This window comes from Thermococcus sp., from assembly GCF_027052235.1.
Lineage (GTDB): Archaea > Methanobacteriota_B > Thermococci > Thermococcales > Thermococcaceae > Thermococcus.
The window spans coordinates 340-5,987 of record NZ_JALUFF010000014.1 but is presented as its reverse complement, the minus strand read 5'-3'; the positions used below and the strand labels follow the sequence as shown (position 1 = coordinate 5,987).

General features: G+C 53.6%; 10 protein-coding genes. 3 read left to right on the top strand and 7 right to left on the bottom strand.

The annotated features are described in order from the left end of the window. Positions 1 to 947, top strand: a 947-nt coding sequence (locus tag MVC73_RS01290; RefSeq protein ID WP_297506173.1) for a hypothetical protein, incomplete at its 5' end; no start/stop codon positions are given. Between the two features lie 68 nt (positions 948 to 1,015). On the opposite strand, the gene MVC73_RS01285 is transcribed toward MVC73_RS01290, so the two are convergent. Together MVC73_RS01285 and MVC73_RS01280 are read right to left on the bottom strand one after the other, a co-directional pair. After that, entirely contained in the window at positions 1,016 to 1,147 is a 132-nt protein-coding gene (locus tag MVC73_RS01285; RefSeq protein ID WP_297506172.1) for a hypothetical protein, read from the bottom strand. Further along, positions 1,116 to 1,622, bottom strand: a complete 507-nt coding sequence (locus tag MVC73_RS01280) for a DUF192 domain-containing protein (RefSeq protein WP_297506171.1) — start codon at positions 1,620 to 1,622, stop codon at positions 1,116 to 1,118. Before MVC73_RS01280 ends, MVC73_RS01285 begins: the two co-directional genes overlap by 32 nt. Before the next feature lie 106 nt (positions 1,623 to 1,728). Between MVC73_RS01280 and pfdA the strand changes: the two genes are divergently transcribed. After that, positions 1,729 to 2,157 (top strand): prefoldin subunit alpha, encoded by a 429-nt coding sequence (pfdA, locus tag MVC73_RS01275; RefSeq protein ID WP_297506170.1) that lies wholly within the window; start codon positions 1,729 to 1,731, stop codon positions 2,155 to 2,157. 35 nt (positions 2,158 to 2,192) lie between these two features. Further along, entirely contained in the window at positions 2,193 to 2,483 is a 291-nt protein-coding gene (locus MVC73_RS01270) for a prefoldin subunit (RefSeq protein WP_297506169.1), read from the top strand. On the opposite strand, the gene MVC73_RS01265 is transcribed toward MVC73_RS01270, so the two are convergent. The 5 genes from MVC73_RS01265 to MVC73_RS01245 form a co-directional block, all read right to left on the bottom strand. Further along, positions 2,473 to 3,024: a 2-oxoacid:ferredoxin oxidoreductase subunit gamma gene (locus MVC73_RS01265; RefSeq protein ID WP_297506168.1), complete on the bottom strand. Its 552-nt coding sequence runs from the start codon at positions 3,022 to 3,024 to the stop codon at positions 2,473 to 2,475. The genes MVC73_RS01270 and MVC73_RS01265 overlap by 11 nt on opposite strands. After that, positions 3,021 to 3,866 (bottom strand): 2-oxoacid:ferredoxin oxidoreductase subunit beta, encoded by an 846-nt coding sequence (locus MVC73_RS01260; RefSeq protein ID WP_297506175.1) that lies wholly within the window; start codon positions 3,864 to 3,866, stop codon positions 3,021 to 3,023. The genes MVC73_RS01265 and MVC73_RS01260 overlap by 4 nt, the downstream gene beginning before the upstream one ends. Then, positions 3,866 to 5,014, bottom strand: coding sequence for a 2-oxoacid:acceptor oxidoreductase subunit alpha (locus tag MVC73_RS01255; protein WP_297506167.1), 1,149 nt, complete (start codon positions 5,012 to 5,014; stop codon positions 3,866 to 3,868). Before MVC73_RS01255 ends, MVC73_RS01260 begins: the two co-directional genes overlap by 1 nt. Further along, positions 5,011 to 5,523 (bottom strand): 2-oxoacid:ferredoxin oxidoreductase subunit gamma, encoded by a 513-nt coding sequence (locus MVC73_RS01250; RefSeq protein WP_297506166.1) that lies wholly within the window; start codon positions 5,521 to 5,523, stop codon positions 5,011 to 5,013. The genes MVC73_RS01255 and MVC73_RS01250 overlap by 4 nt, the downstream gene beginning before the upstream one ends. Before the next feature lie 3 nt (positions 5,524 to 5,526). Further along, a partial coding sequence (locus MVC73_RS01245; protein ID WP_297506174.1) for a HEPN domain-containing protein occupies positions 5,527 to 5,648 on the bottom strand: 122 nt, incomplete at its 5' end.

Below are 5,648 nucleotides of genomic sequence, written 5' to 3'. Positions count from 1 at the left end.
TCGGGCCGGAGGCGATAAAGAAGATACACAAGATGCATAGAATCATATACGAGCTGACGAAGCCCGTTTCCCGCGTGGTGTTTGAACGGCCCAGTGGAGTGGAGGAGTTCCTGGACGAAAGGGAAAAGGAAGAAGTAGAAAGAGAGGTACAGGAACTCCTGAAAAAGCTTCAGGAGCCCGAGACAGTACCGCAAAGACAAGAAGTACAGAAACCAAAGCCAGTGCAAACCAGGACAAAGACACCACAAAGAGCGCCAACACCACCAGCAAAACGCAACCCGCTGGAGGTCAGAAAAGAGAAGGACGTAGTCCGGATAGAAGACGTTGATCCACAAAAGGCAGAGGTGCATCCGGAAACTGGCTTGCCAATAATAAGAAATGGAGAACAGATTGTAGTCCTGCCGCCACACAAGGACCTTCGGGAAATATTAAATGTGCATCCCGAGGCAGTTGCACCCTCTGCGATCTCCTTTGTTGAGGCTCTCATTGGCACTGGTGGAATCAAGGATCCAGACCAGATACTGGAAGGCATCCAGCAAATGCTGATAGTTCTTAGGGAATACCGCAGAGAACTGCAGAAGGGGAACGACATCGATGAGGTGGGCAGAAAGATAGTACAGAGAATAAGGAGCCTACGTCAGACCGCAAGGAAGGCCCACATCAGGGAGGCGCTTTTCCGTGCTGAGCTCCTCATCGTTAAGCTTAACATGGAAGCACGGAGCATTTTGGGCTACAACCGGGATCATGCGATAATGGACATAGCCGCCAGCGAAGTTCAGCTGGCGGAGGCAAAAAAGCTCGTAGAAGACGTGCTGAGGAACCCCGAAAAGTATGGGTTAAATTCAGGAAAAGAGAACGTTGCTATGGGAATCCGTAAGGTGCTTAACGAGCGTTTTGAAGGGTCAAAACCAAGGGTTGTGGGATTTACACACGTGAAAAAAGGATAACTGCGACATCATAATGCGCAGGACAGGCAAGAGAAGTTTGTGCCCTTGCAAGCAATCATCCATTTTATTTAGGGTTCTGGAAGGTTCCCCTTCAGGGCCTTGAACTCCCCCTGCTCAAGCTCGAAGACACCTCCCGAAGAAGGACAGAAAGCCAGTGCACCGCCGAGTTTAGGCTCCTCGAAGAGCATCGGCACGCACATTTTCTGCACCTTTCGCCTTAACTTCCCTCACGCTCTCCACCATTGCCACGCCGTTCTTGGAGCCGTCGAGGTCTATTCCCCCTGGCAGGAGGGACTTAACGGGAACGGCTTTTTTCCTATCCTCCGTCGGTGACCAGCTTATTAAATCGCCTTCCTCAACAGCGAGAACCTTTATCAGGCCCACCGGGCCCTCGATGATGTACTTCGCCGGCTTCTTTGGGGAGTAGAGGCGCCATTTTCTGGCGGTTTTGAAATCCACGACTCTTCTTGAGGAGTCCAGCCAGATTACATCGATGTCGGAGAGCATGAAGAAGGTGTGGATTGAAGCGTTGACCTTTGTCTCGGCCGGAAGAATGAAAACGAGAGCGTAGTTGATGTTCCTTGCCAGCATTAACCCCCTGAAGCGCCTGAAAAAGTTATCGGCCATCCTAACCGTTCCGTGCCAGGTTTTTCCCTTCGTCTCGTTGGTTATCATATTCCAACCTTGGGCTCTGGACTAATAAGCCTTGCCCGGCGAAAAGCTTTTAAATACCAAACGTTATAATAACATTGGGTAAGAAAAAGATGAGGGGGTGGTTGGAATGGCTGAGGAGAAGAAAGTTAAGACCCACGAGCAGATTCAGGACGAGATAAGGAGCTACCTCGGCGAGATCGAGTACCTCAGGGAGCAGATTGGAGCGATCGATGCCACCATAGCCGACCTCAGGATAGTTGACGCCACGCTGAGCTACCTCAAGGAGAAGGGTGAGGGCAAGTCAATCTACATCCCGCTCGGAAGTGGCATAGCAATAAGGGGCAAGATAGAGAAGCCCGATGACGTCATAATGGACGTTGGTGCCGGAATACTCATCAACACGACCGTTGACGAGGCCAGGGAGAACATCGAGAAGAGGATAAACGCCCTCATGGAGCTCCGCCTCGCCCTGCTGAGGAAGATCGAGGAGGACACCAGGAAGGTCAACGAGCTCCTTAGGGAGCTCAGGGAGAGCCAGCCAGAGAAGAAGGAGTGACCCTCCACCCCTGAATTTTTTATGGGGGTGGGCCAATGGAGGCGGTAAAGGCCTACGACCTCAACCTGCAGCTCAGACAGGTCAGAGAGCTCAGGCAGGCCCTTGAGCTGAGGATGAAGGAGCTGGACTACGCGGAAGGGCTGATAAGCTCCAGCAAGGCCGGAAGAAAGATATTCAGGGCCTTCTCGGACATAATCGTGGAGGTCACCAAAGATGAGGCCATAGAGCACATCGAGAGGATGAGGCTCCTCTACAAGAGCGAGATAGAGAAGCTCAGAAAGAAGGAGAAGGAACTGATGGAGGAACTCTCAAAGCTCAGGGCTTGAGCTTTTCAGCCAGCTCAAAACCCTTCCTGAGGGCCCTGAGGTTTATCTCCTCCGTGCCGTGGGGAACTGCATCCCTGACGGCCTTTTCTATGCTCTCCTTCCCAACTATGCCGGTAACTCCCACGAGTATTCCCAAAGTTAGGATGTTCATCGTCAGGCTTAACCCTGTCGTCTCTTCAGCTATCTCCGTTAGGGGAAGGGCTATAACGTTGAACTTCTTCTCGAACTCGAAATCCCTGTGAGGAACGAGGTCCTTTTCGACTATTACGGTCGCTCCATCCTTCACGGTGCGGAGGAACTTGGTGTAAGCTTCTTGAGAAAAGAAGACCGCGTAGTCGGGAGTTATGACCTTCGGATAATCTATAGGCTCGTCGCTTATCACCACCTCAGCCCTGCTCGCCCCACCCCTCGATTCCGGCCCGTAGCTCTGGGTCTGGACTGCATAAAGTCCTTCATAGACCGCAGCAGCTCTTCCTAGGATGACGCTCGCCAATATGACACCCTGCCCACCGAACCCGCTGAAGAGAACCTCCTTCCTCATTGCTCCCACCCCATCATCCTCTTGGCGCGCTTTATGTACTCCCTGTATTCTCTAACTAGGCCCGGCCTGTCCCTGTCAACGAACTCTCCTATGACTATCTTGCCCTCAAGCTCCTCCTCGCTCATCTTTTTCGCTTTGGCGAGAGGAACCGTTATCTTCTGGTACCAGCGGATCAGTTCCGGAGCGGTCTTCATCCTGTTCCTCCTTCCGAAGCTTATCGGGCACGGTGAGAGGAACTCCACCAGCGTGAAGCCCTCCTTCTGGAGGGCCTTCTTTATGCTGTTTATCGCCTGGAGGTAGTTGAAGACAGTCCATCTGGCCACGTAGTTTGCCCCCGCAGCAACCGCCAGCTGGGCGATGTCAAACGGGTTCTCGAACTGGCCGTAGGGAGCAGTCGTCCCGCGCAGGCCCTTGAGGGTTGTTGGAGCCACCTGACCGCCGGTCATGCCGTAGGTGAAGTTGTTGATGAGAATAACGGTGACGTCGAGGTTTCTCCTTATGGCGTGGATTAGGTGGTTTCCGCCTATTGCAGCTGAGTCGCCGTCGCCCATGAAGGCAATTATCTTGAGGTCAGGGTTGGTGAGCTTTATCCCGGTTGCAAATGCCAAGGCCCTTCCGTGGGTGGTATGCAGACCGTCGAAGTTCACAAAGCCGGGAACGCGGGAGGAACAGCCTATACCGCTCACCCAGACTATCTCGTCTTGATTTAGGCCGAGGTCGTCTATCGCCCTAAGCGTGAACTGCAAAACCGAGCCTATTCCACAGCCCGGGCAGAATATCGTCGGGAGCATGTCCTTCCTCAGGTATTTGTCGCGTATCTCGTAAGCGGACTTCAGGTACATCATCCCACCACCCTTTCAACGATCTCCATCGGCGTGTGAACCTCTCCGCCTATCTTCGATATCAGCTCAACCTCGGCCTTTCCATTAGCTCCTTCCTTGACGAGGTGGTAGAGCTGCCCCATGTTCATCTCGGGCACGTATATCTTCCTCACGCGCTCGGCAAGCTCTTCAATCATATCGAAGTCGAAGGGCCAGACCGTGTTGAGCTTTAGCAGGCCAGCTTTCACACCGCGTTCGCGGAGTATCTTGACAGCTCTTATAGCGGAACGCGAGACTATGCCGGTTGTAACTATCGCTATCTCAGCATCGTCGAGCTCAAAGGTCTCGTAGTCGATTATTTCATCCTTGTGGTCGAGTATCTTCCTGAAAATCCTTCCTATCAGTCTCTGCTGGACTTCGGGCTCAACGGTCCTCGGGTGACCGTACTCGTCGTGGGTCAGACCTGTCACGTAGGTGCGGTAACCTTTTCCGAATATGGGCATCGGTGGGACGCCATCGCCGTGGGGGTCGCCGAATGGAAGCTTAGCTTCTTCCTCGTTGGCTGGAAGCTTTCTGTTGACTACTTCTACCTCGTCCGGGTTCGGGATGTAAACGCGCTCGCGCATGTGAGCCAACTCTGCATCGCCGAGTATAACCACGGGCGTTCTGTACTTCTCCGCTAGGTTGAAGGCCCTAATCGTGAAGTCGAAGGCCTCCTGAACCGTTGATGGGCTAAGGACGATCAGCATGTGGTCGCCGTGGGTACCCCAGATGGCCTGCATTATGTCGCCCTGTGCCGGGAACGTCGGCTGGCCCGTTGATGGGCCGCCGCGCATCATGTTGACGACCACTATCGGTGTCTCGGTCATTACTGCATAACCAAGGTTTTCCTGCATCAGACTGAAGCCCGGGCCGGAAGTGGCTGTCATCGCCTTCGCCCCAGCCCAAGAGGCCCCTATTATCGCGGCTATGCTGGCTATCTCGTCCTCCATCTGTATGCTTACACCATCGACGAGTGGCATGTAGAGGGCCATGGCCTCGAATATCTCGCTGGCTGGCGTTATCGGGTAGCCAGCGTAGAAGCGACAGCCCGCTAAAATAGCCGCCCTCGCTATGGCCTCGTCTCCTTGAATGAAATCAGACTTCCCAACGGGAAACGGGTATCTCATTTCAATCCCTCCTTAAGTCCGGCTCTAAAAGCCCTGATGTTTATCTCCTCGGTCCCCTCGGGAACGCGCCTCCTGATGGCTTCCTCAACGCTCTCCTTTTTGACAACGCCCGTTTTTGCCACGAGGTAGCCGAGAGCGACCATATTGACCGTCAATGCCAGTCCCGTTGTTTCCTCGGCTATTCTCGTGAAGGGAGCGCCGATGTAATCTCTGTCGGGCTTAACGAGATCGGTCTCAACTATAAGGAGACCGTCCTCCCTGAGGGAGTCCTTAACGGTGTCGTAGCCGAGCTGGTGAAGTGCCACCAAAACGTCCGCCTTAGTAACCATAACGTCGTAAATCGGCTCGTTTGAGATTATGATGTCGGCTATGGAATGGCCACCCCTGCTGGCCGAGCTGTAGTCCTGAGTCTGGAGAACGTTCAACCCCTCTATCGCGGCCGCCTCTCCGAGGATGACACCAGCGAGAACAACGCCCTGGCCACCTATGCCAGCAAGCCTAATCTGCATAGGCTACACCCCCAGATACGACTTTGTGAATTCCAAAAATTCCCTCGCGTACTCAACAACCTCACGGGCGTCCCTTTCTGTATACTCAACAAACGCATCATAGTCGGCAGTGTGACGCATGTTCA

Excerpts from the sequence above, each read along its gene's own strand:
- MVC73_RS01280 (WP_297506171.1), bottom strand. The coding sequence starts at position 1,622 with ATGATAACCAACGAGACGAAGGGAAAAACCTGGCACGGAACGGTTAGG.
- MVC73_RS01270 (WP_297506169.1), top strand. The coding sequence starts at position 2,193 with ATGGAGGCGGTAAAGGCCTACGACCTCAACCTGCAGCTCAGACAGGTC.
- MVC73_RS01250 (WP_297506166.1), bottom strand. The coding sequence starts at position 5,523 with ATGCAGATTAGGCTTGCTGGCATAGGTGGCCAGGGCGTTGTTCTCGCT.
- MVC73_RS01255 (WP_297506167.1), bottom strand. The coding sequence starts at position 5,014 with ATGAGATACCCGTTTCCCGTTGGGAAGTCTGATTTCATTCAAGGAGAC.
- pfdA (WP_297506170.1), top strand. The coding sequence starts at position 1,729 with ATGGCTGAGGAGAAGAAAGTTAAGACCCACGAGCAGATTCAGGACGAG.
- MVC73_RS01285 (WP_297506172.1), bottom strand. The coding sequence starts at position 1,147 with ATGTGCGTGCCGATGCTCTTCGAGGAGCCTAAACTCGGCGGTGCACTG.
- MVC73_RS01265 (WP_297506168.1), bottom strand. The coding sequence starts at position 3,024 with ATGAGGAAGGAGGTTCTCTTCAGCGGGTTCGGTGGGCAGGGTGTCATA.
- MVC73_RS01260 (WP_297506175.1), bottom strand. The coding sequence starts at position 3,866 with ATGTACCTGAAGTCCGCTTACGAGATACGCGACAAATACCTGAGGAAG.